General features: G+C 74.6%; 18 protein-coding genes and 1 tRNA gene. 7 read left to right on the top strand and 12 right to left on the bottom strand.

All coding sequences use genetic code 11. The annotated features are described in order from the left end of the window. The first annotated feature begins 6 nt into the window (after positions 1–6). Positions 7–813 (top strand): SGNH/GDSL hydrolase family protein, encoded by an 807-nt coding sequence (locus tag DQ241_RS16910; RefSeq protein WP_113831370.1) that lies wholly within the window; start codon positions 7–9, stop codon positions 811–813. On the opposite strand, the gene DQ241_RS16905 is transcribed toward DQ241_RS16910, so the two are convergent. Continuing rightward, positions 810–2,753: a bifunctional diguanylate cyclase/phosphodiesterase gene (locus DQ241_RS16905; RefSeq protein WP_233492513.1), complete on the bottom strand. Its 1,944-nt coding sequence runs from the start codon at positions 2,751–2,753 to the stop codon at positions 810–812. The genes DQ241_RS16910 and DQ241_RS16905 overlap by 4 nt on opposite strands. A gap of 205 nt (positions 2,754–2,958) precedes the next feature. Here DQ241_RS16905 and DQ241_RS16900 point away from each other — a divergent pair, with 205 nt between their 5' ends. After that, complete coding sequence (locus DQ241_RS16900) at positions 2,959–3,996, top strand: LLM class flavin-dependent oxidoreductase (RefSeq protein WP_199584652.1); 1,038 nt, start codon at positions 2,959–2,961, stop codon at positions 3,994–3,996. A 58-nt stretch (positions 3,997–4,054) separates the two neighbouring features. On the opposite strand, the gene nadC is transcribed toward DQ241_RS16900, so the two are convergent. Genes nadC through nadA form a run of 3 tightly spaced genes read right to left on the bottom strand, consistent with a single transcriptional unit; the run spans position 4,055 to position 7,580 of the window. Next, positions 4,055–4,930, bottom strand: coding sequence for a carboxylating nicotinate-nucleotide diphosphorylase (gene nadC, locus DQ241_RS16895; protein ID WP_113831368.1), 876 nt, complete (start codon positions 4,928–4,930; stop codon positions 4,055–4,057). After that, positions 4,927–6,570 carry an L-aspartate oxidase gene (locus DQ241_RS16890; protein ID WP_113831367.1) on the bottom strand — a complete coding sequence of 548 codons (1,644 nt, stop codon included), beginning with the start codon at positions 6,568–6,570 and terminating at the stop codon, positions 4,927–4,929. The genes nadC and DQ241_RS16890 overlap by 4 nt, the downstream gene beginning before the upstream one ends. Beyond that, positions 6,567–7,580 carry a quinolinate synthase NadA gene (nadA, locus tag DQ241_RS16885; protein WP_199584651.1) on the bottom strand — a complete coding sequence of 338 codons (1,014 nt, stop codon included), beginning with the start codon at positions 7,578–7,580 and terminating at the stop codon, positions 6,567–6,569. Before nadA ends, DQ241_RS16890 begins: the two co-directional genes overlap by 4 nt. A 73-nt stretch (positions 7,581–7,653) precedes the next feature. On the opposite strand from nadA, the gene DQ241_RS16880 reads away from it, so the two are divergent. Beyond that, positions 7,654–8,358: an NUDIX domain-containing protein gene (locus DQ241_RS16880; RefSeq protein ID WP_113831366.1), complete on the top strand. Its 705-nt coding sequence runs from the start codon at positions 7,654–7,656 to the stop codon at positions 8,356–8,358. 6 nt (positions 8,359–8,364) lie between these two features. On the opposite strand, the gene DQ241_RS16875 is transcribed toward DQ241_RS16880, so the two are convergent. Beyond that, positions 8,365–9,693 (bottom strand): lytic transglycosylase domain-containing protein, encoded by a 1,329-nt coding sequence (locus tag DQ241_RS16875; RefSeq protein WP_113831365.1) that lies wholly within the window; start codon positions 9,691–9,693, stop codon positions 8,365–8,367. A gap of 96 nt (positions 9,694–9,789) precedes the next feature. Next, a tRNA-Arg gene (locus DQ241_RS16870) sits at positions 9,790–9,862 on the bottom strand. Positions 9,863–10,052: 190 nt separating this feature from the next. Between DQ241_RS16870 and DQ241_RS16865 the strand changes: the two genes are divergently transcribed. Together DQ241_RS16865 and ettA are read left to right on the top strand one after the other, a co-directional pair. Further along, positions 10,053–10,568 (top strand): single-stranded DNA-binding protein, encoded by a 516-nt coding sequence (locus DQ241_RS16865; RefSeq protein WP_113831364.1) that lies wholly within the window; start codon positions 10,053–10,055, stop codon positions 10,566–10,568. 102 nt (positions 10,569–10,670) lie between these two features. Further along, a complete protein-coding gene (gene ettA / locus DQ241_RS16860) occupies positions 10,671–12,341 on the top strand; it encodes an energy-dependent translational throttle protein EttA (protein WP_113831363.1) in 1,671 nt (556 codons plus the stop codon). A 135-nt stretch (positions 12,342–12,476) separates the two neighbouring features. Here the strand turns inward: ettA and DQ241_RS16855 are convergent, their stop codons facing one another. Next, on the bottom strand, positions 12,477–12,917 hold the full coding sequence (locus DQ241_RS16855; protein WP_113831362.1) for a protein phosphatase: 441 nt from the start codon (positions 12,915–12,917) through the stop codon (positions 12,477–12,479). Positions 12,918–12,957: 40 nt separating this feature from the next. Between DQ241_RS16855 and DQ241_RS16850 the strand changes: the two genes are divergently transcribed. After that, entirely contained in the window at positions 12,958–13,371 is a 414-nt protein-coding gene (locus DQ241_RS16850; protein WP_199584650.1) for a thioesterase family protein, read from the top strand. A gap of 90 nt (positions 13,372–13,461) precedes the next feature. After that, on the top strand, positions 13,462–14,538 hold the full coding sequence (locus DQ241_RS16845) for a bifunctional 2-polyprenyl-6-hydroxyphenol methylase/3-demethylubiquinol 3-O-methyltransferase UbiG (protein ID WP_113831361.1): 1,077 nt from the start codon (positions 13,462–13,464) through the stop codon (positions 14,536–14,538). Positions 14,539–14,547: 9 nt separating this feature from the next. Here DQ241_RS16845 and DQ241_RS16840 read toward each other — a convergent pair whose 3' ends face one another. From DQ241_RS16840 to DQ241_RS16820, 5 genes are read right to left on the bottom strand one after another with little or no spacing between them, the layout of a single operon-like run. Further along, positions 14,548–15,081, bottom strand: coding sequence for an MOSC domain-containing protein (locus DQ241_RS16840; RefSeq protein WP_199584649.1), 534 nt, complete (start codon positions 15,079–15,081; stop codon positions 14,548–14,550). Next, complete coding sequence (locus tag DQ241_RS16835; protein ID WP_113831360.1) at positions 15,078–15,713, bottom strand: energy-coupling factor transporter transmembrane component T; 636 nt, start codon at positions 15,711–15,713, stop codon at positions 15,078–15,080. Before DQ241_RS16835 ends, DQ241_RS16840 begins: the two co-directional genes overlap by 4 nt. Then, entirely contained in the window at positions 15,713–16,444 is a 732-nt protein-coding gene (locus DQ241_RS16830; protein ID WP_113831359.1) for an energy-coupling factor ABC transporter ATP-binding protein, read from the bottom strand. The genes DQ241_RS16835 and DQ241_RS16830 overlap by 1 nt, the downstream gene beginning before the upstream one ends. 2 nt (positions 16,445–16,446) lie before the next feature. Further along, the gene (locus DQ241_RS16825; RefSeq protein ID WP_113831358.1) at positions 16,447–17,013 is read right to left on the bottom strand and encodes a biotin transporter BioY; all 567 of its coding nucleotides are present in this window, start codon (positions 17,011–17,013) and stop codon (positions 16,447–16,449) included. Positions 17,014–17,040: 27 nt separating this feature from the next. Beyond that, the gene (locus tag DQ241_RS16820; RefSeq protein WP_199584648.1) at positions 17,041–18,615 is read right to left on the bottom strand and encodes a glycoside hydrolase family 13 protein; all 1,575 of its coding nucleotides are present in this window, start codon (positions 18,613–18,615) and stop codon (positions 17,041–17,043) included. Between the last annotated feature and the right edge of the window lie 62 nt (positions 18,616–18,677).

Raw genomic sequence — 18,677 nt, 5'->3', positions numbered from 1 at the left:
GGTCACATGGACGCCGTGCAGTTCACCGCCTCCGCGGCCCCGTGGCGCCGCTACATCGCCCTCGGCGACTCCTTCACCGAGGGGCTCAGCGATCCCGACCCGGCGCGCCCCGGCGAGTTCCGCGGCTGGGCCGACCGGCTGGCCGAGCACCTGGCCGCGGTCAGCCCCGGCGAGGTGGAGTACGCGAACCTGGCCATCCGCGGCCGGCTGCTGCGCCAGGTCGTGGACGAGCAGGTGCAGGTGGCCCTCGACGCGCAGCCGGACCTGGTCAGCCTGGTCGCCGGCGGCAACGACCTGATGCGCCCGGGCGCGGATCCCGACGAGCTGGCCGCGGGGCTGGAGGCCGCCGTCGTCCGCTTCCGCGACGCCGGCGCCGACGTGCTGCTGGCCACCAGCGTGGACACCCGCAACACCCCGATCCTGCGCCGGGTCCGCGGCAAGATCGCCGTCTTCAACGCCAACATCTGGTCGATCGCCAACCGCACCGGTGCCGCCGTCCTCGACCAGTGGGGCGCGGGCTGGGTGCAGGACTTCCGGCTCTGGGACACCGACCGGATCCACATGACCGACGAGGGGCACCGCCGCATGGCGCTGGCCGCGGCGACCGCGCTGGGCCTGCCGGCCGAGGACGACGGCTGGCGCACCCCGCTGCCCCCGGCCCCGCCGCGGGCGCTCCGTGCCGCTGTCGCCGAGGAGGCCGCCTGGGTGCGCGGTTTCGTCGCGCCGTGGGTCGCGCGCCGGCTGCGCGGGCGCTCCTCGGGTGACGGCCGGGCCCCGAAGCGCCCGGTCCCGCTCGCCCTGCCCCGCCCCTAGCGGCGCTCGTCCTCCGGCTCGTCGCCGAAGTAGTCGAACAGCGCGCCGGTGTCGTCCATCGCCAGGACGACCGGGCGCCGCGGCGGCATCTCCGGCATGGGCCGCGGCTGCGGCACGACCGGCGTCTCGAGGGTCGCGGGCAGCAGCGGGCCGGCGACCTCCTCGGCCGGCATGTCGGTGACCTCGCCGATCAGCACCTCCGCCGGGCTCGGCAGCGGCGCGGGCCGGCCGAAGGCGTAGCCCTGCGCCATCGCGCAGCCGTGCCGCAGCAGCCAGTCGGCCTGGTCGAGGTCCTCGATGCCCTCGGCGATCACCTGCAGGCCCATGCCGCGGCCCAGCTGCAGGAGGCCCTGCACCAGCGCGGCGGTGGCCGGCTCGGTGACGACGTCGGCGACGAAGGACCGGTCGATCTTCACGGTGTGGATCGGCAGCCGGTGCAGCGCGGTGATCGCGGAGTACCCGGTGCCGAAGTCGTCGAGGGCCAGGGTGACGCCCTGGTCGGTGACGACGGCGACGGAGTGCAGCGTGGCCTCGGCGGCGAACAGCGCTGTCGACTCGGTGATCTCCAGCTCCAGCCGCTGCGCCGGCAGCCCGGACTCCTCCAGGGCGGCGGCGACCAGCTCGCTGAAGCCCTCCTCGGCGAGGTGCCGGGCGGAGATGTTGACGTGCACCCGCAGGTCGTCGGGCCAGGTGGCGGCGTCCAGGCAGGCCCGCCGCAGCACCCACGCGCCGAGCTTCGAGGTGAGGCGGTTGTTCTCCGCCGCCTCCAGGAAAGCCCCCGGCGGGAGCAGCCCGCGGGTGGGGTGCTGCCAGCGGATCAGCGCCTCGTAGCCGAGCAGCGTCTCGTCGGCCAGGTGCACGATCGGCTGGTAGAAGAGCCGCAGCTCGTCGTTGTCGAGCGCGTGCCGCAGGTCGGTCTCCAGCTGCAGCGCGTCGACCTCGCTGTCGCTGAGCGCGCCCTCGTGCACCTCGACCCGGGCGCGGCTGCCGTCGGCCTTGGCCTTGGTCAGCGCGCTCTGCGCCTGGCGGAGCAGGTCGTCGGGGGTCAGGTCGGAGCCGAGGGTGAGCCCGACGCTGGCCGACAGCGTGATCTCGCGGTCCTCGACGACGAACGGCTCGTCGAGCACGCTGAGCAGCCGCTCGGCCAGGGCGCGCAGCCCGTCGAGGTCCTCGACGTCCTCGGCCACGACGAGGAACTCGTCGGCACCGAGGCGCACCGCGGTGTCCTCGACCCGGGTGCTCCAGCGCAGCCGGTCGGCGACCTGGCTGAGCAGCTGGTCACCCGCCTCGTGGCCGAGGGCGTCGTTGACCGCGCGGAAGCGGTCGATGTTGAGGTGCACCAGGCCGACCTGCAGCCCGCGGCGCCGGGAGAGGGCGACCGCGTGCCGCAGCCGGTCGCTGAGCGCGCGCCGGTTGGGAAGGCCGGTGAGCGGGTCGGTGAACGCGCGGCGGACCAGGTCGTCCTCGGCCCGGCGGCGGTCGGTGACGTCGACCAGCGAGAGGACGACGAACTGCGGGCTGCCGTCGTTGTGCCGCACCACCTCGTGCGCCTGGACCACCCAGAGCTCGGTGCCGTCGGAGCGGCGCATCCGGCGCTCGCCGTCCAGCAGCAGGTTCGGGTCGAGGCCGGGCTCGGCCGGGTCCGGGACGAGGCCGAGGTCGCCGACCGGCGGGTCGTCGGGGTGGGCGAGCAGGTCGACGTGCCGGCCGGCGAGGTCGTCGGCGGTGCGGCCGGTCAGGGCGCACATCATCGGGTTCGCGACCAGCACGTGCCCGTCCAGGTCGACCAGCGCCTTGGCGATCGGGGCGGCCAGGAACAGCGCCTGGAACAGCTGCCCGCGGTCGGCCAGCAGGGTGTCGATGGCCCGCATGCGCTGCCGCGCGGCGGCGCTGGGGGTGCCGGCCGGCTGCCACGGCGTGTCGGAGGCGGGGAGGCTCACCGGAACAGGGTCACGCATCGGAGGCGAGAAGTGACGGAACCGGTGCACGGAGAGTCGTGATCGTGCCGTCACAGCGGGTTAGCAGAGGCGTATGTCTCGGCAGATGTCGCCAGCGGACCGAGGAGGGCGCCGGTGGATGCTGTCCCGGGAACACCGGCGGCCCCGCCGGCGCTGCTCGCTCCAGCGTCGACGAGAGGTGAGTGCGGTGGAGAAGCGGATCGGTTTCCTGTCCTTCGGGCACTGGCAGCCCATCCCCGGGTCGCTGGTGCGCACCGGACGGGATGCGCTGGTGCAGAGCATCGAGCTGGCGGTCGCCGCCGAGGAACTGGGCCTGGACGGCGCCTACGTGCGGGTGCACCACTTCGCCCGGCAGCTGGCCTCGCCGTTCCCGCTGCTCTCGGCGATGGCGGCGCGGACCAGCCGCATCGAGCTGGGCACGGGTGTCATCGACATGCGCTACGAGAACCCGCTCTACATGGCGGAGGAGGCCGCGGCGGCCGACCTGATCAGCGGCGGGCGGCTCCAGCTCGGCGTGAGCCGGGGGTCACCGGAGACGGCGCTGCGGGGTTCCGAGGCCTTCGGCTACGTGCCCGGACCGGACAGCAGCGACGCCGAGCTGGCCCGGCAGAAGACGGCGCTGTTCCTGGCCGCGATCTCCGGCCAGCCGGTCGTCGACGCCGATCCGCGGATGACCGGCGGGATGGCCGGCAAGCTGGCGGTCCAGCCGCAGTCGCCGGGTCTGGCCGAGCGCATCTGGTGGGGGTCGGGCACGTTCGCGACCGCGGAGTGGACCGCGCAGCAGGGCCTGAACCTGATGAGCTCCACGCTGCTCAGCGAGGAGACCGGCGTGCCCTTCGACCAGCTGCAGGCCGAGCAGATCGCCCGCTACCGGGCGGCCTGGGCCGCGGCCGGCTGGGACCGTGAGCCGCGGGTCTCGGTCAGCCGCAGCGTGCTGCCGATCGTCAGCGACCTGGACCGCCAGTACTTCGGCTCCGACCGCGACGGCGAGGACCAGGTCGGCATCCTCGAGGGCGTGCGGGCGCGGTTCGGCAAGAGCTACACCGGTGAGCCCGACCAGCTGGCCGAGGAGCTCGCCAAGGACACCGCCGTCCAGGAGGCCGACACGCTGCTGCTCACCGTGCCCAACATGCTGGGCGTCGAGTACAACGCCTCCCTGCTCGAGACGGTCGTCCGGCACGTCGCCCCGGCCATCGGCTGGATCCACCCCGACCAGCGCGGCTGACCCGGTCCGGGGAACGGGCACCCCTTCCAGCTCTCTGCACCGAGAGCTGGGAGGGAGCTCAGCGCAGGTCGAAGCCCAGGTCGAGCACCGGTGCGCTGTGCGTGAGCGCCCCCACGGCGAGGTAGTCCACGCCGGTTGCCGCCACCTCGCGCGCCCGCTCCAGCGACAGCCCGCCGCTGGCCTCGAGGCGCACGCCGCTGCCCCGCACCAGCGCGACGGCGGTCCGCGTGTCGGCGGTGGAGAAGTTGTCCAGCAGCACCAGCTGCACCCCGGCCGCGATCGCCTCGCGCACCTGGTCGAGGGTGTCGCACTCGACCTCGAGCGGGATGCCCGGCGCCGCCGCCCGGACCGCCTCGACGGCCGGGGTGATCCCGCCGGCCGCGGCCACGTGGTTGTCCTTGACCAGGGCGGCGTCGCCCAGCGCCATGCGGTGGTTGACGCCCCCACCGCAGCGGACGGCGTACTTCTCCAGCGCCCGCAGGCCGGGCAGCGTCTTGCGGGTGTCGCGGATCGCGGCGCCGGTGCCCGCGACGGCGTCGACCCACCGCCCGGTGAGCGTGGCGATCCCCGACAGGTGCCCGATCAGGTTGAGCGCGGTGCGCTCGGCGGTGAGCAGCGCCCGCGTCGGCCCGCTGACGGTGAGGACGGCGTCGCCCGGCCCGATGCGGTCTCCGTCGGCCGCGCCCACGCGCACCTCGACGTCCGGGCTCCCCACGAGGTCGAACGCCGCGGCCGCCACGTGCACCCCGGCCAGGACGCCGGGAGAGCGGGCGACCACCTCGCCGGTCGCGGTCGCCGAGGCGGGGACGGTCGACGTCGTCGTCACGTCGGGGCCGAAGGCGAGGTCCTCGTCCAGGGCGAGCCGGACGACGCGGAGCACCTCCTCGGGATCGAGCCCGTCCTTCTCCAGCGCCGCCGCCAGGTCGCCGTTCACGCGGGCACCAGCTCCTCGGTCCGGACCGGCAGCCGCCGGGTGGCCACGCCGCCGTCCGGGGTCAGCCGGTGCGCCAGGCGCACCGCCCACTCCGGTCGCGGCTCCGGCGCATCGGTGCGGCGGTGGCAGCCGCGGCTCTCCGTGCGCTCCCGCGCGGCCAGGGCCAGCAGCGCCGCCACGGTGTGCAGCGCGGTGGCCTCGACGGCGGCGAGGTCGAGCGTGCCGGCCACGGGTGCCGCGTCCAGGACGGCGGCGAGGGCGGCGAGCCCCGCGTCGTCCCGCAGGACGCCGGCGGACCGGCTCACCGCGGTGGAGATGCCCGGCCGTGCCGTGGCGTCGACCGCCCATCCGCGGCCGGGCTCCAGTGCGGGAGCGGACGGCGGGAGGTCGGCGGCCAGGAGCGCGGCGCAGCGGCGGGCCGCGACCAGCCCCTCGGTGATCGAGTTCGACGCCAGCCGGTTGGCCCCCTGCACGCCGGTGCAGGCGACCTCGCCGACGGCGTAGAGGCCGGGGACGGAGGTCCGCCCGTCGAGGTCGGCCAGCACGCCGCCGCACGCGTAGTGCGCGGCCGGCACCACCGGCACCGGCTCGGTCGCGGGGTCGACGCCGGCGGCGCGGCAGGCGGCCACGATGCCGGGGAAGCGGCGCTCCAGGAACTCGCGCCCGAGGTGCGTGGCGTCGAGGAACACGTGCGCCGCACCGGTGGCCCGCAGGTGCGCGGCGACGGTGGCCGAGACGACGTCGCGCGGGGCGAGGTCGGCCAGCGGGTGGGCGCCGGCCATGAGGCGGCGGCCGGAACCGTCGACCAGCACCGCACCCTCGCCGCGGACCGCCTCGGAGACGAGTGCCTGCTGGCCGCGCGCGCCGGCACCGAGCCACAGCACGGTGGGGTGGAACTGCACGAACTCGACGTCTGCGACCTCGGCGCCGGCGCGCAACGCCAGGGCCAGCCCGTCACCGGTGGCGCCCTCGGGGTTGCTCGTTGCGGCGTAGACCTGGCCGTAGCCGCCGGTGGCGAGGACGACCGCCCGGGTGAGCAGGTCGCCGGGGCGGGTCAGCGCGCCGTCGTCCCCGACCGCGGCCACCCGCAGCCCGGTCACCCGGCCGGAGACCGAGGTCAGCGCGTCCAGCGCGACGGTGTGCTCCAGGACGTCGACGCCCCGGGCGCGCAGCGCCGCGGCCAGCGTCCGGGTCACCTCGGCGCCGCTCGCGTCGCCGCCGGCGTGCACGATCCGGTCGCGGCTGTGCCCGCCCTCGCGGGTCAGGGCGGGGCGGCCGGCGGCGTCGCGGTCCAGCTGCGCGCCGAGCTCGAGCAGGTCGGCGATCGCCCCCGGTGCCTCGCCGACGAGGGTGCGGACCGCCGGCTCGTCGCAGAGCCCCGCGCCCGCGATCAGGGTGTCGCGGACGTGCAGCTCGGCGGCGTCGTCGTCCCCGAGGACGGCGGCCAGGCCGCCCTGCGCCCAGGCGGTGCACCCCGCGCCGAGCTCGCCCTTGGTGACCAGCACGACCGAGCGCCCGGCGTCGGCCAGCCGCACCGCGGTCATCAGCCCGGCCGCGCCGCTGCCGACGACGACGACGTCAGTGCTGCGCGTCCAGGTCGCCACCGGCAGGGGGAGGGCCGGCGCGACGGCGGGGGTCACTCGGCCACCGGCGACGGCGTGCCGATGGCCACCATCGCCTCGACGGCGGCCCGGGCGCGCGCGGCGATCTCGGGGTCGACGGTCACCTCGTCGCGGCCCTCGCGCAGCGCCCGCAGCAGCTTCTCCGGCGTCGACATCTTCATGTACGGGCAGGCCGCCCGGCTGTTGACCGGCTCGAAGACCGTGGTCGGGTTGGCCTGCCGCAGCTGGTGCAGCATGCCGATCTCGGTCGCGACGAGCACGCGCTGCGCCGTCGTCCGCCGGGCCTGGTCGAGCATTCCGCCGGTCGAGAGGACGTGGACGCGGTCCTCGGGCAGGTCGCCCTGGCCGACCATCCACAGCGCGCTGGTGGCGCAGCCGCACTCGGGGTGCACGAGCAGCTCGGCGTCGGGGTTGCTCTCCACGCTCGCGCGCAGGTCGGTGGGGGAGATGCCGGCGTGCACGTGGCACTCGCCCATCCAGATGCGCATGTTGGTCCGGCCGGTGACCCGCTGGACGTGCGCGCCGAGGAACTGGTCGGGGAGGAAGAGCACCTCCCGGTCGGCGGGGATCGACTCGACCACCTCGACGGCGTTGGAGGAGGTGCAGCAGACGTCGGTCTCTGCCTTCACCGCCGCGGAGGTGTTGACGTAGGAGACGACGACGGCGCCGGGGTGCTCGGCCTTCCAGGCGCGGAGCTGGTCGGCGGTGATCGTGTCGGCCAGCGAGCAGCCGGCGGCGGCGTCGGGGACCAGCACGGTCTTCTCCGGCGCGAGGATCTTGGCGGTCTCGGCCATGAAGTGGACGCCGGCGAACACGATCGTGCTCGCCTCGCTGGCGGCCGCGATGCGGGAGAGGGCGAGGGAGTCGCCCACGTGGTCGGCGACGTCCTGGATCTCGGCTGCCTGGTAGTTGTGCGCCAGGACGACGGCGTCGCGCTCCGCGGCCAGGCGGCGGACCTCGTCGCGCCAGTCCTGCCACTGCTCGGGGGTCCAACCGGCGGTGCGCGGAGCGGGGATCGTCGCGGTCACGGGGAACCTCCGTGCGAGTGGGGTTTCTGACTATCAGGCGAAAACCTCGTGGGAAGACCCTAGCATTCCGGGCGTGGGTTCCGTGTGGTCGTCGCCGGAGCGCCCGGCCTATCCGCACCAGGCGCTGGCCGTGGTGCTGCAGGTCCGCGCGCGGCGGCTGCACGCCATGCTGTGGCGCCGGCCGAACGAGCCGTTCGCGGGGGCGTGGGCGCTCCCGGGCGGGCCGCTGCTGGGGGAGGAGACCCTCGGCGCCTCGGTGGCGCGGCAGCTCGCGTCCAAGGTGGAGCTCGGGCACCTCGCCCACCTCGAGCAGCTGGAGACCCGGTCTGACCCCGGGCGCGATCCCCGGGGGAGGACGGTCGCCACCGCCTACCTGGGGCTGATCCCGTCGCACCTGGACCCGGAGCTGCCGGAGGACACCGGCTGGCACCCGGTCGAGGACCTCCCGGCCACCGCGTTCGACCACGGGTCGCTCGTCGGCTCGGCCGTGGGCCGGCTGCGCGCCAAGCTCTCGTACACGAACGTCGGCTTCGCGCTGGCGCCGCCGACCTTCTCCATCGCCGAGCTGCGCGAGATCTACGTGGCCGCGCTCGGCTACGACGTCGCGGCGACCAACCTGCAGCGCGTCCTGCTGCGCCGCGGCGTGCTGGAGCCGACGGGCGAGACCGCGCCGCCCGGACGCGCGGGTGGCCGACCGGCCGCGCTGTACCGCTTCGTGCAGGCCGGTCTCGAGGTCACCGATCCCTTCGCCGTGTTCCGGCCGCCGTGTGGCCGCTGAACCCCGCTACTCCGGGCAGACCGGGAGGTTCGGCAGCAGCGGCCCGAGCGGACCGAGCAGCGTGCAGGTGACCCCCGGGACCAGCTGGGTCACCACCGGCGGCGGGGGCGGCACGGCGGGGGCCGGAGGCAGCGGCACCGGGTTGCTCGGCAGCGGCAGCGGCAGCGGCAGGGGCAGCGGGGCGGCCGGTGCGGGCGCCGGGGCCACGGGGGCCGGCGCGGGCTGGGAGCCCTGGTCCCCGCCGCCGGTGTTCCCGCTGGTGCTGCCACCGCTGCCGCCCGCCGGCGCCGGGGCGGAGCCGCTCCCGCCGCCGGAGGAGACGGGCTGCCCGGCCGGAGCGCCCCCGGCCGGCGGGGCGGCCTGGCCCCCGTCGCGGACGCCCGCCGTCTCGCCCGAGGCCGGGGTCATGTCCTGGGCACCCAGCGCGGGGCCGGGGGCAGCGGGGCCGCGGTAGCTGCGGTCCGGCGGCGGGACCGGGCTGCTGGTGTCGCCCACCAGCGGCAGCGCGTCGACCGGGATGCCCCCGGCGTAGGCCCGGGCGAGGGCGAGCACCTGGGCGACGTAGCTGTCGGAGTGGTTGTAGGCCAGCACTGCCCGGCGCTGGCCGGACTCGGTGCGCAGGTCGCCGCCGGAGGCGCACAGGTAGTTGGCCGCGGCGAGGGCCGCGTCGTCGATGTCGAAGGGATCGGTCGTGCCGTTGCCGTCGCCGTCGACGGCGTAGGCGCGCCAGGTGGTCGGGATGAACTGCATCGCGCCGACGGCCCGGTCGTACCGGGTGTCGTGGTCGTAGCGGCCGTCGTCGCTGTCGCCGATGTAGGCGAACTGGCCACCGTCCAGCGCCGGCCCGCGGATCTCCGGGGTCGAGGTGCCGTCGGGGTTGAGCGTCGCGCCGGCGAAGCGGCCGTGGTTGGACTCGACGCGGCCGATGCCCGCCAGCAGCGACCAGTCGATGCCGCAGCCCGGCTTCGTGGCGTTCATGCGGGTGGCGCCGACCCGGTAGGCGTTGAGCGCGACGTTCGGGATGCCGTTGGCGGCCAGCCCGTCGATGACGGGAGCGTCCGCGGGCTGCTCGGCGCCGCGCACCGGCTGGACGGGGAGGGTCTCGGCGCCGGGCGGTGCCCCCTCGGAGAGGTCGGCCACGGTGATCTCCGGGCGCCCGCTCTCGGGTGTCTCGGCACGGGCGGCCTGCACGTCGGTGCCGCCGGGCGCGGTGAGCCCCGCGATGAGCCCCGCCCACGCGATGACGACAGCGGCGACGAGGAGCCAGCGGTGCTGCCGCTGCCGCCCGGGTCGTGACTGCCCGCCGAACCGCCCGATGCCCATGGACCCTCGCATCCGTCGCTCACCTGGAGAACCGATGCCGCCCCCCGGTCGGCGGGGGCTCGTTACCCGTGTCGCGTGGTCTCAATCACATGACCTGCGACGATGCGGTGCGCCCGGCAGGGATCGAACCTGCGACCAAGTGCTTAGAAGGCACCTGCTCTATCCGCTGAGCTACGGGCGCTCGACGGCCGATCATCGCATCACGGCGGGCCGGACCGGAGCACGCCGCCGAGGCGGCCCCGTCCACACCCCGCGCCGCCGTCCACAGATGCGCACGCGCGGCTCCCCGGGCGACCAGCGGACCCCAGAGTCGATCGCACACCGGCACCGCGCCGGCCGCGCCACCCGGCGCCGCAGACCCGAGGAGCACCGTGAACGGCACCCAGATCACCGTCGTGGGCAACGTCGTCAACTCGCCCAGCCGCAACCGGACGCAGAACGGCAGCGTCACCAACTTCCGCGTCGCCTCCACCGAGCGCCGCTACGACAGGTCGACGGAGACCTGGGGGAACGGCAACTCGTTCTTCGTCGACGTCGAGTGCTGGGGCGACCTCGGCGGCAACGTCTCGCACAGCATCAGCAAGGGCGACCCCGTCGTCGTCGTGGGCACCATCCGCACCGACGAGTGGGAGTCCGACGAGGGGCGCCGCAGCCGGTCCCGCGTCCGCGCCGACGCGGTGGCGCCCAACCTGGCACGCGGGGTCGCGGAGTTCCGGAAGACCCAGCGCTCCGAGCCCCGGGCGGACGAGCCCCCGGTGCCGACGGACCCGGGAGCGCAGGAGTTCGACGACGGCGAGCCGCGGGCCGGCCGGGACTACCAGGCGGCGGTCGAGGCGTTGGACCACGTGAACGCCGACGACCTCACCGGAGAGCCCGCGCACGCCTAGTTGCCCCGGGCTGGGAGGATCGGAGGTGAGAACGCCAGGGGGCCGGGCCGCGAACGCCGGCCCGCCCCCGCTCGCGAACCCGACGGAAGGCTCCGAAGCCCAGTGGCCCAGTACATCTACACCATGGTCCGTGCGCGCAAGGCGCACGGCGACAAGGTGATCCTCGACAACGTCACCCTGTCGTTCCTGCCCGGCGCGAAGATCGGTGTCGTCGGCCCCAACGGCGCCGGCAAGTCGACCGTGCTCCAGATCATGGCCGGGATGCAGCAGCCCTCGAACGGCGAGGCGACGCTGGCCCCCGAGGCCACGGTCGGCATCCTGCTCCAGGAGCCGCCGCTCAACGAGGAGCTCGACGTCCGGGGCAACGTCGAGGAGGCGGTGAAGCCGCTGCGCGACGCCCTCCGGCGCTTCGAGGAGGTCAGCGCGGCGATGGGTGAGCCCGACGCCGACTTCGACGCCCTCCTCGCCGAGCAGGGCGAGCTCATGGAGGTCATCGAGAACAACGACGGCTGGGAGCTCGACGCCCGCATCGAGCAGGCCATGGACGCGCTGCGCTGCCCGCCCGGCGACGCCGACGTCACCGTCCTGTCCGGTGGTGAGCGCCGCCGCGTCGCGCTGTGCAAGCTGCTGCTCGAGGCGCCAGACCTGCTGCTGCTCGACGAGCCCACCAACCACCTCGACGCGGAGAGCGTCGCGTGGCTGGAGCAGCACCTGGAGAAGTACGCCGGCACCGTCGTCGCCGTCACCCACGACCGGTACTTCCTCGACAACGTCGCCGAGTGGATCCTCGAGCTCGACCGCGGTCGCGCCTACCCCTACGAGGGCAACTACTCCACCTACCTCGAGACCAAGGCCGCCCGCCTCCAGGTCGAGGGCGCCAAGGACGCCAAGCGCGCCAAGCGGCTCAAGGAGGAGCTGGAGTGGGTCCGCTCCGGCGCCAAGGCCCGCCAGGCGAAGAGCAAGGCCCGTCTGGCCCGCTACGAGGAGATGGCCGCGGAGGCCGAGAAGTTCCGCAAGCTGGACTTCGAGGAGATCCAGATCCCGCCGGGCCCGCGGCTGGGCAGCGTCGTCGTCGAGACCAAGCACCTGACCAAGGGCTTCGGCGACCGCGTGCTCATCGACGACCTGTCCTTCACGCTGCCGCGCAACGGCATCGTCGGCGTCGTCGGCCCGAACGGCGTCGGCAAGACCACGCTGTTCAAGATGCTGGTCGGCGAGGAGAAGCCCGACGAGGGCGACATCAAGGTCGGCGAGACGGTCAAGCTCTCCTACGTCGAGCAGAACCGCAGCGGCATCGACCCCAAGAAGACGCTGTGGGACGTCGTCTCCGACGGGCTGGACCACATCAAGGTCGGCAACGTGGAGATGCCCTCGCGGGCCTACGTCGCGGCCTTCGGGTTCAAGGGCCCGGACCAGCAGAAGCCGGCCGGCGTGCTCTCCGGTGGTGAGCGCAACCGGCTGAACCTGGCGCTCACCCTGAAGCAGGGCGGCAACCTGCTGCTGCTCGACGAGCCGACCAACGACCTCGACACCGAGACCCTCACCAGCCTGGAGAGCGCGCTGCTCGAGTTCCCCGGCTGCGCCGTGGTGGTCAGCCACGACCGGTGGTTCCTCGACCGCGTGGCGACGCACATCCTCGCCTACGAGGGCGACTCGAAGTGGTTCTGGTTCGAGGGCAACTTCGCCGACTACGAGAAGAACAAGGTCGAGCGGCTCGGTCCCGACGCCGCCCGTCCGCACCGGGCCACCTACCGCAAGCTGACCCGGGACTGATCAAGGACCCCGCTGCCACCCACGCCTCGCACGCTCGGCGCGGGCCTCTGCAGCGGGGCCGTTCGAGCACCTCACGACGGCCGGTCTGGAGCAGGCGCTCCGGGCCGGCCGTCGGCGTTCCCGCGGGAACGTGCCCTACCTCGCGTGCGGGCGGAACGCCTCGACGAACGCGCGCTGCCGGCGACCCTCCACCGCGTCGCGCCGGTACCCCGCCCGCACGAACGCGACGGCCTCGTCCGCGGGCACTCCGTCGAGCACGGCCAGGCAAGCCAGCGCCGTCCCGGTCCGGCCACGCCCGCCCCCGCAGGCCACCTCGACCCGCTCGCCCGCTGACCGGTTCCAGGTCTCGAACAGCGCCGCCCGCAGGTCGTCCGGATCGCCGGGCAGCCGGAAGTCCGGCCAGCGCACCCACCGCGACGGCCACGGCACCGGCGCGGGCGGACGGCCGAGAAGGTAGAGCCCGAACTCCGGCCGCGGGCCGTCCGGAGCCCGGCGGCGCAGGGCGCGGCCGCGGACCCGGCGTCCCGACGGGAGCGTCAGCACCCCCGGGGTGCCGGCGTCCCAGGGAGAACCCATGCGCGCACGTTAGGGGAGGGCGGTAGGGCAAGGTGAGGGTGTGAGGCACACCGTCGACGTCCCCATGCGCTGGTCGGACATGGACGCCTACCAGCACGTCAACAACGTGGCCTTCCTCGGCTACTTCGAGATGGCCCGCGTCCACCTGTTCTTCGAGCGGCCGAGCCTGGAGGAGCGCAGCGGGCTGCGCCGGGGCCTCGTCGTCGCCGCGCACGAGATCGCCTACAAGCGCCCGGTCGTCTACGCCGCCGCGCCGCTGCAGGTCGAGATCTGGGTGTCCGACGTGCGCGCCGCCTCGTTCCGCTGCCACTACGAGGTCTTCGACCACGGCCGGCTCGCGGTCACCGGCAGCACGCAGCTGGTGCCCTACGACTTCGACCTCGAGCGCCCGCGCCGCCTCACGCCCGAGGAGAAGGCGTTCCTCGCCACCTGCTTCGACGAACCGGCGGGCTGAGCCACCCGGGAAAAGCGGTTCCGCCGATGCGACGGCGGGGCCAGGCTGGGCGCGCACGGGGACCGCCTGATCTGTCGGGAGAACCTCGCCATGACCACCAGCCCCGCGACCTCGACCGGGACGCTCGTCGACCGGCTGTTCGCGGCGGTGCTCGCCACCATCGACGTCCAGTCCATCTGCTTCGGTGACCGGCTCGGCTACTACCGCGCGCTCGCCGACGGTGGTCCGCAGACGCCGGCCGAGCTGGCTGCCCGCTGCGGCACCGTCGAGCGGTACACCCGCGAGTGGCTCGAGCAGCAAGCGGTCACCGGCCTGCTCGAGGTCGACGACCCCCGCGCGCCGGACCGGAGGTTCGCCCTGCCACCGGCCCACGTCGAAGCGCTGACCGACCAGCTCAGCCCGAACCACCTCGTGCCCCTGGCCCGATTCCTGGTCGGCGCCGGCAAGCACGTCGACGCACTCGTCGAGGCGCACCGCACCGGCGGCGGGGTCGCCTGGGCCGAGCTGGGGGACGACGTCCGCGAGGCGCAGGCGGCGGCCAACCGCCCGTTGTTCCTCGGCGCCCTCGGGCGGGAGCACCTGCCGTCGGTTCCCGAGCTGGACGCGGTGCTCCGCGCCGGTGGCCGGGTCGCCGACGTCGGCTGCGGCGAAGGCTGGTCGTCGATCGGCATCGCGCTGGCCTACCCCGGCGCCACCGTCGACGGCTACGACGTCGACGTCCCCTCGGTGGAGGCGGCGCGCCGCAACGCCGAGCAGGCCGGCGTCGCCGACCGGGTGCGCTTCACCGCCGTGGACGCGGCCGCGGTGGACGAGGCCGGTCGGTACGACCTCGTCACCGCTTTCGAGTGCATCCACGACCTGCCGCAGCCGGTCGCGGTCCTCGCCGCCATGCGGCGGTTGGCGGGACCCGAGGGGTACGTCCTGGTGATGGACGAGCGGGTGGCCGAGGCGTTCACCGCGCCCGGCGACGACGTCGAGCGGCTCATGTACGGCTACAGCATCCTGTGCTGCCTGGCCGACGGGTTGGCCCACCAGCCCTCGGTCGGCACCGGCACCGTCATGCGCCCCGCCGTCCTGCGCCGCTACGCCCGCGAGGCCGGCTTCCAGGACATCGAGGTGCTCGACATCGCCGACGACTTCTTCCGCTTCTACCGGCTCGTGGGCTGATCCGGGGCGTCAGCCCGGCACGTGGCGGGGGACCGGCCGGTCGGGACCCGTGGACGCCCCGCGCCGGGCGGCCTCCTCCTCCGGCACCGGCCGCACGACGGCGCCCGGTGCGATCACGCCGCCCTCGAACACCGCCGCGTTGATCCCACCGCGGTGCACCATCGCCTTGACCAGCTTCGCGCCGGTCAGCCGCTCCAGGTGCGTGCACGGCGGGCAGCGCTTCATCCCGAACAGCAGCGCGTCGCCGACGGCGAACCACCGGCCGACCAGCGACGGCAGCTCGATGCCGGAGGTGACCAGGTTGCGCCGGGTGTCGCTGGGGGAGAGGTCGACGCCGACCTCCGCGCCCACCGCCGCGACGTCGTCGGCGTCGATCAACGTCAGCTGCTTCTCCAGCGCCGGGTACTGCGCCCACGTGCCGCCGCCGAGCGCGTAGCGGTCGCCGACCAGGCCCGCCCCGGCCACCAGCGTCCCCGACGGGATCGGCTCCATCGGCGCGGCGGCCGCGGACGTCCGCCAGATCTCGCGCAGCGTCCCGGTCACGACGCCGCCCGGGCGAGGCGCCGGCGGGCAGGCGCGTCGTCGGCACCCCGTGCGTCCAGCGCCTCCCCGACGGTGGCCGCCATCCGCAGCACCTGCACGAGCAGCGGGACGACGATGCCCAGCCCCACCCGCGACGCGCCCCTGGCAGCCTGCGCCTCCCTGACCCGCGCGGCGCGGTCGGCCACCAGCGGGATGAAGCGCAGCGTCATCGCGATGACCAGCCCGATCCGGGCCGGTCGCACGCCGACCACGCGCAGCGGCGAGGCCAGCCGCTCGACCACCGCCACCAGCGCCGTCACCCGGGTCGTGGCCGTCACCACCGCTGCGGCCACGAGCAGGGCGAGCAGCCGCAGCACGGCCACCGCACCGGTGCGCGGGTCGGTCACCAGCACGTGGAAGGCCAGCAGCACGGCCAGCCAGATCAGGACCGGGCGCACCTGCACCAGCAGCGCCGACCAGGGCAGCCGGGCAGCCAGCAGGCCGACGGCGACCACCAGCACGACGGCGCCGGCCACCACCGGGAGCGAACCGGTCAGGAATAGCCCCACGCCCAGCGCGGCGAGCAGCGCGAGCTTGAGCCCGGCAGGCACGCGGTGGACCAGCGAGTTCCCCGGTCGGTACAGCGACTGCATCAACCCATCCTCGCCGTGTACCAGGGCACCGTCTCGGCCGGCGGGCCGTCGGCGGCCACCCGGCCGTCCTCGAACACCAGCACCCGGTCGAACCCGTCCAGCAGCTCGAGGTGGTGGCTGACGACGACGACGTCCTGCGGCAGCTCCTCGATCACCCGCGCCACCCGGCGGGCGTTCGCGAGGTCGAGCAGCGTCGTCGGCTCGTCGAACACGATCCGCTCCGGCCGCATGACCAGTACCCCGGCGATGGCCAGCAGCTGCTTCTGGCCGCCGCTGAGCAGGTGGGCCGGGTGGTCGCGGTGCCCCGCGAGCCCGTAGCGGTCGAGCACGTCGGCGACCCGCCGCTCGATCTCGTCGGCCGGCACACCCTGGTTCGTCGGCCCGAACGCGAGGTCCTCGGCGACCGTCGGGTGCACGATCTGCGCGTCCGGGTCCTGGAACACGAACCCGACCCGCCGGCGCACCTCGCGGGCACGGGTCGCGGTGTCCAGCCCGTCCACCAGCACGGTGCCCTCGGTGGGCAGCACCAACCCGTTGAGCAGCCGGGCGAAGGTGCTCTTCCCCGAGCCGTTGGCGCCGATGACGCCGACCCGCCGCTCGGTCAGGGTCAGCGACACCCCGGTCAGCACCGTGCGGTCGCCGTAGGAGTGGACGACGTCGCGCAGCTCGATGCCCGTCCGCTCGACGGACGGCGCCTCCTCGAGCGCGGCCGGGCGCCGTCCCCAGCGCACGGTCAGCCCGCGGTGGCGCGCCGGCCCGGCAGCTCGATCACCGGGTAGGCGCGGCGCACCGCCACGGCCACCACCGAGGCGGCGACCGCCTTCACCAGGTCGCCCGGGATGAACGTGAACGACCCGGTGAACGACGCCCACAGCGAGATGTCGCCGTACAGGGCGGTGAACGGGATGCCGATCGCGTAGATGACGAGGATGCCGCCGACCATGTTCGCGATCAGCGCCCAGGCCAGGTTGAACCGGCGCCAGAACAGCTGCGTGAGCAGCCCGATCACGAACGCGGCGATCGGCCAGCTGTACAGGTAGCCCGCGGTGGGCCCGACGAAGACGCCGAGCCCGCCCCGGCCGCCGGAGAGGACCGGCAGGCCGACCGCGACCACGGCCAGGAACGCCAGCAGCGCCAGCCCGCCGCGCTTCGCGCCGAGCACCGACCCGGCGAGCATGACGCCGAGCGTCTGGGCGGTGATGGGCACGGGCAGCCCGGGTACCGGCACCGGCGGCACCAGACCGAGCACCGCGACGATGGCGGCGAACAGCGCGACGTAGGCGAGATCCCTGGACTTCACCCGCCGGAAGCTACCGGAGGCCCCGGATCAGGCCTGCAGCCACACGGCCGCATCCCCGGGCAGCGAACCCCCGGCGACGTCCGCGCTGGCGAGCAGCACCCGCCCCTCGGGCAGCGGCACCGGGGAGCCGGAGAAGTTCACCAGGCACACCAGCCCACCGGGCCGGCGGAACGCCAGGCAACCGTCCGGCGCGGGGAGCCACTCCAGCCCGTCGCCGGAGACGGCGTCCGACCGGCGCAGCTCCAGCGCGGCTCGGTACAGCGACAGCATCGACGCCGGGTCGCGCTCCTGCGCCTCCGCGGTCAGGCCCGCCCACCCCCGCGGCATGGGCAGCCACGTCTCCGCGTCGGACGAGAAGCCGTACGACGGCTGCGTCCCCGACCACGGCACCGGGATGCGGCAGGCGTCGCGCCCCCGCTCGGCACCGCCGGACCGGAACCACATCGGGTCCTGCAGGGCCTCGTCGGGCAGGTCGACGTCGGGCATGCCGAGCTCGTCGCCGTTGTACAGGTAGGCGACCCCGGGCAGGGCCAGCTGCAGCAGCGCCGCGGCGCGGGCCCGCCGGGTGCCGACCTCGCCGTCGCCGTAGCGGGTGACGTGCCGCGGGCGGTCGTGGTTGGACAGCACCCAGCAGGCCGGCGCGGGCGTCTGCCCGACCGCGGCCAGCGAGTGATCGATGGCGTCGCGCATCTCGTCGGCCGACCAGTCCGCCGTCAGCAGCTTGAAGTTGAACGCCAGCTGCAGCTCGTCGGGGGCCAGGTACTGGGCCAGCCGGTCGTCGTCGGACACCCAGACCTCGCCCACGGCCATCGTGCCGGGGTACTGGTCGAGCACCGCGCGGATCTTCCGGTGCACCACGTGCACGCCGTCGTTGTCGAAGCGGTGGTCACCCGGGCCGTGGTCGTCGAGCAGACCGGTGTCGTCCATCGGGACCATGTCCGGCAGCCCGTCGGGCTTGGCCATGCCGTGGGCGACGTCGATGCGGAAGCCGTCGACACCCCGGTCCAGCCAGAACCGCATCGTCTCCTCGAGGTCGGCGACCACCTCGGGGTTGGCGAAGTTCAGGTCCGGCTGCTCCGGCGCGAAGATGTGCAGGTACCACTGGCCGTCCGGAACGCGGGTCCAGGCGGGACCGCCGAAGACCGAAGGCCAGTTGTTCGGCGGCTCGGCGCCGTCCGGACCGGTGCCCTCGCGGAACAGGTAGCGAGCGCGCTCCGGCGAGCCGGGGCCGGCGGCCAGCGCCGCCTGGAACCACTCGCGCTCGTGCGAGCTGTGGTTCGGGACCAGGTCGATGGTCACCCACAGGCCCAGCTCGTGGGCCTCGGCCAGCATGGCGTCGAACAGCGCGAGGTTGCCGAAGACCGGCTCGACGTCGCGCGGATCGGCGACGTCGTAGCCGTGGTCGGCCATCGGCGAGGGGAAGAACGGCGTGATCCAGAGCGCGTCGACGCCCAGGTCGCGCAGGTACGGCAGCTTGGCCCGCAGGCCGGCGAGGTCGCCGACGCGGTCGCCGTTCCCGTCGGCGAAGCTGCGGATGTAGACCTGGTAGAAGACGGCCTCGCGCCACCAGTCGGTGGGGCGGACGTGCGCAGGCGTGTGCACCGGGCTCCTTGGGATGTGCGGACGTGCGGGGGAGGGCCCGGGCGGCGCTGCTCGGGGAGGCG

Source organism: Blastococcus sp. TF02A-30, from assembly GCF_003319185.1.
In the GTDB taxonomy this organism is placed as follows: domain Bacteria; phylum Actinomycetota; class Actinomycetes; order Mycobacteriales; family Geodermatophilaceae; genus Blastococcus.
The sequence above is the reverse complement of the archived record's forward strand: the minus strand, read 5'-3'. Positions and strand labels throughout refer to the sequence as shown.

What these genes read in the sequence shown, in the direction of transcription:
- DQ241_RS16910 (WP_113831370.1), top strand. Translation starts at nt 7, where the DNA reads ATGGACGCCGTGCAGTTCACCGCCTCCGCGGCCCCGTGGCGCCGCTAC.
- DQ241_RS16875 (WP_113831365.1), bottom strand. Translation starts at nt 9,693, where the DNA reads ATGCGAGGGTCCATGGGCATCGGGCGGTTCGGCGGGCAGTCACGACCC.
- DQ241_RS16855 (WP_113831362.1), bottom strand. Translation starts at nt 12,917, where the DNA reads ATGGGTTCTCCCTGGGACGCCGGCACCCCGGGGGTGCTGACGCTCCCG.
- DQ241_RS16845 (WP_113831361.1), top strand. Translation starts at nt 13,462, where the DNA reads ATGACCACCAGCCCCGCGACCTCGACCGGGACGCTCGTCGACCGGCTG.
- DQ241_RS16835 (WP_113831360.1), bottom strand. Translation starts at nt 15,713, where the DNA reads ATGCAGTCGCTGTACCGACCGGGGAACTCGCTGGTCCACCGCGTGCCT.